We start from the raw sequence: 3572 nt of genomic DNA on the forward strand, positions 1-3572 counted from the left end.
GCACCATCCCGGACCTCTGGGCCGCCATCGCCGATGCGCTCCCGCAGTTCACGCCCGCCGAGTGCGCCAACTACTTCACCGCGTGCGGATATGAGCCGGAATGACCGGAAACTGCTCTAGGTGTTGGCTTCGGCCGTCTGCATGGTGACTTCGTAGGCCATGGGGGAGTGGTAGCCCAGGGCCGAGTGCAACCTGACGGGGTTGTACCAGCCCTCGATGTAGCTGAAGCAGGCCATGCGGGCCTCCGCCTGGGATACGAACCGGCGTCGGCTCAGTAGTTCGGCTTCCAGCGTCGAGAAGAAGCTTTCGGCCATGGCGTTGTCGTAGGCGTCACCCACCGATCCCATCGACGGCCGCACGCCAGCCTCGCCGCAGTGCTTGCCGAATGTCACGGACGTATACTGACTGCCCTGATCGCTGTGGTGAATGACGTTCTTCGGCCGACGCTGACCGACTGCCATCTCCATTGCGTCCAGTACCAACTCCGCTCGCAGGTGGTTCGCCATGGTGTCAGCCGACGATCTTCCGGCTCCATGCATCGAGCACGATGGCCAGATACAGGAACCCGGCCAGGGTTGGGACATACCGCGACCGCGACTGGCAGACCCGCGTCGGCACCGTCGAGCTGCGGATCCCGAAGCTCAGGAAGGGCAGCTACTTCCCGGCCTTCCTGGAGCCCCGGCGGACGGCCGAGAAGGCCCTCACCGCCGTCATCCAAGAAGCCTACGTGCATGGCATCTCCACCCGCTCGGTGAACGACTTGGTCCGCGCCATGGGCATGGACGGGGTGCGCAAAAGCCAGGTCTCCCGGCTCTGCGCCGAGATCGACGAGCGCGTCCGCGACTTCCTCACCCGCCCCATCGAGGGCGACTGGCCCTACCTCTGGCTCGACGCCACCTACGTGAAGGTGCGCGAGGCCGGGCGTTTCGTCCCCGTCGCGGTCACCATCGCGGTCGGCGTCAACGCCGACGGGCGGCGCGAGGTCCTCGGCATGGCCACCGGCGCCTCCGAGGCGGAGACCTTCTGGCTCGACTTCTTGCGCAGCCTGGCCCGCCGCGGCCTGCGTGGCGTCAAGCTGGTGGTCTCTGACGCCCATAAGGGCCTCAAGGCCGCCGTGACAAAGGTGTTCCGCGCCACCTGGCAGCGCTGCCGCGTGGGGCTGTTGAAAAAGCCGTGGGTCTGATTCGCTCATCGGCAGCAATGGCGCGGGTGGCGGGCGATGCTGGGCAGCAGGGTGCGAGGCCAGACCGAGTTGCTGATGGCGGGGTCGCTGCGGGATCTGATCCCCGATGACCACATCCTCGCCCGCGTCGATCGGGTGCTCGACCTCTCCTGGCTGCGCGGCGAGGTGCGCCACCTCTACGCGGCCGACGGCGCGGGGCGGCCGGGGATCGACCCGGAGGCCGCGGTGCGGCTGATGCTCGCGGGTTTCCTGCTGGGTATCGTCCACGACCGGCGGCTGATGCGGGAGGCGCAGGTCAACATCGCGATCCGCTGGTTCGCGGGCTACGGCCTGCAAGAGGTGCTGCCGGACCACTCGTCCTTGACGCGCATCCGCCAGCGCTGGGGGACGGACCTGTTCCGGCAGATCTTCACGCGGACGGTCAGGGCCTGCGTCGGAGCGCGGATCGCCAAGGGCGAGGTGGTCCACATCGACGCGACCCTCATTCGTGCCGGCGTCGCTTGGGAGAGCCTCGGCGAGCGGCACGTCGAGGCGGTACTGGCGCAGGACGCCGAGCCAGAGAGCCCGCCCACGGGTGCCGGGCAGGAGACAATCAGCACCACCCGGCGGCGGGCCGAGCGGGACGGCAAGCAGACGGGCCGATACAAGAAGGTCTGCCTCACCGATCCGGAAGCTACGATGGCGACGAACGCCCGGAACCGGCGGCTGGAACCCACCTACAAGCAGCACACGGCGGTGGACGACGGGTTCGGTGTCATCCGCGACGTCGAGGTCACGACGGGCCAGGCGAACGAGGGCGACCATGCCCTGCCGCAGGTCGATGCGGTCGCGGCGGTGACGGGCACCGCAGTCAAGGTGGTCACAGCCGACCAGGGCTACGCCTACGGCAAGGTCTACGGCGGCCTGGAGGAGCGGGGCATCGACCCGGTCATCCCGGCCAAGAAGGAGCCGATCCGCTCGCGGGTGCCGCTGCGCCGATTCCGCTACGACGCGCGGCACGACATCCTGAAGTGCCCCACGCGCCGCACCCTACGCCCGACGCGGCGCGTCGAGCACGGCCGCTACTTCTACTCGCGAGCGACCGACTGCCGCCACTGCCCGATCCGCGGCGACTGCCTGTCCAAGGGGCGGGTCAACAAGGCCGTGGTCGTGAGCGACCACCATCCCGCCCTCCTGCGCGCCCGCCGCCGCAAGGAGCGCTGGTCGAAGGAGGACGCTCGCCTCTACCAGCGCCATCGTTGGCGCTCGGAGGGGTTCCACGGCGAGGCGAAGTCCTGGCACGGCCTCGCCCGCGCTCTCCGGCGTGGCCTCCAGAACATGCGCATTCAGGCGTTCCTCACCGCCGCCGCGGTCAACCTCAAGCGGCTCGCCGCCGCCCTCCTCACCCTGCTCGGGCCATGGCGCAGCGTATCGCTCCTGGCCGCTCTCGCACATCTTTTTGCGACGGTGCTCGCCGCTGCGGCCCCACCAACCCGAAGCGGCCTTGCGGACTGTCCGGCGTAGAGTTGTTCAACAGCCCCCGCGTCCACTTCATGTGCAACGCGATCGCCCATGCGGGCAAGACCCAGCGCCGCATCGTCGCCGCCTGGATCGGCACCGCCTACGCCTAGGAGGACGCCGCAGCCGCCCACGCCCAGTGGCGCGCCGTCGCCGACCAGCTCCGCCCCAAGATGCCGAAGCTCGCCGCCCTGATGGACGAAGCCGAGGACGACGTCCTTGCCTACATGCACTTCCCCGCCGCCCACCGGACGAAGTTGCACAGCACCAACCCGATCGAGCGGCTCAACGGCGAGATCAAGCGTCGCACGGACGTGGTCGGCATCTTTCCCAACGAGGCCGCCGTCGTGAGGCTCGTCGGCGCCATCCTCCTCGAGCAATCCGACGAATGGGCCACACAGCGCTCGCGCTACATGACCCTGGAGACCATCGGCGCAGTCAGCGATACTCCCACCGTCAGCCTGCCCGCCGTGGCCGCCTGACACGGCGGCCCAACCCACCAAGGATCATCGCGCTCCTACACCACGCGAGGGGACACGACCGCCGAGAGGCACAGTACGTCGATCCACCGCTGCGCGCAGGGTTCTTCGTTTTATTGGTTGGACGAGTACCGGCGGCAGGGCGGCTACAGGGGTGTTCTCGACGTGCTCATGGGCTCTGCCGGGATCCTTAGAATTCCCCCCGACCGCTCCAGCAAACCTGCACAAGCCTTTCACAAACCACTTGCCGTCAGATTTAAATTTGAAAGAGGTTTATACGTCCCCGTTAGGTAAGCGTCCGGCCTCCATCGCCTTCTCTGGCCGCTGACGTGCGTTGAGGCTGGCGGCCTTAACGTCGGGCGTAAGGTCGGCTGTAAGGTCATGGGCAGGGGGACGGTCGAGATCATCACCGG

1 protein-coding gene and 4 pseudogenes are annotated in these 3572 nt (G+C 68.0%); 4 read left to right on the plus strand and 1 reads right to left on the minus strand.

Features of this window, described 5'->3' with window-relative positions; all coding sequences use genetic code 11:
• A pseudogene (locus tag ACLIBK_RS25360) lies at nucleotides 1-104 on the plus strand (IS630 family transposase); the annotation flags it as partial.
• 12 nt (nucleotides 105-116) lie between these two features.
• Here ACLIBK_RS25360 and ACLIBK_RS25365 read toward each other — a convergent pair.
• Nucleotides 117-585: pseudogene (locus ACLIBK_RS25365) on the minus strand (IS3 family transposase); the annotation flags it as partial.
• Between ACLIBK_RS25365 and ACLIBK_RS25370 the strand changes: the two are divergent.
• The 3 genes and pseudogenes from ACLIBK_RS25370 to ACLIBK_RS25380 form a co-directional block, all read left to right on the plus strand.
• Nucleotides 584-1168 (plus strand): annotated as a pseudogene (locus ACLIBK_RS25370) (IS256 family transposase); the annotation flags it as partial. The pseudogenes ACLIBK_RS25365 and ACLIBK_RS25370 sit on opposite strands and share 2 nt — an antisense overlap.
• Before the next feature lie 51 nt (nucleotides 1169-1219).
• Nucleotides 1220-2686 carry an IS1182 family transposase gene (locus ACLIBK_RS25375; protein ID WP_415390087.1) on the plus strand — a complete coding sequence of 489 codons (1467 nt, stop codon included), beginning with the start codon at nucleotides 1220-1222 and terminating at the stop codon, nucleotides 2684-2686.
• 17 nt (nucleotides 2687-2703) lie between these two features.
• Nucleotides 2704-3162 (plus strand): annotated as a pseudogene (locus ACLIBK_RS25380) (transposase); the annotation flags it as partial.
• Nucleotides 3163-3572: the final 410 nt, after the last annotated feature.

The organism is Roseomonas sp. BN140053 (assembly GCF_047690175.1).
GTDB lineage: Bacteria > Pseudomonadota > Alphaproteobacteria > Acetobacterales > Acetobacteraceae > Roseomonas.

What these genes read in the sequence shown, in the direction of transcription:
- ACLIBK_RS25375 (WP_415390087.1), top strand. Translation starts at nt 1,220, where the DNA reads ATGCTGGGCAGCAGGGTGCGAGGCCAGACCGAGTTGCTGATGGCGGGG.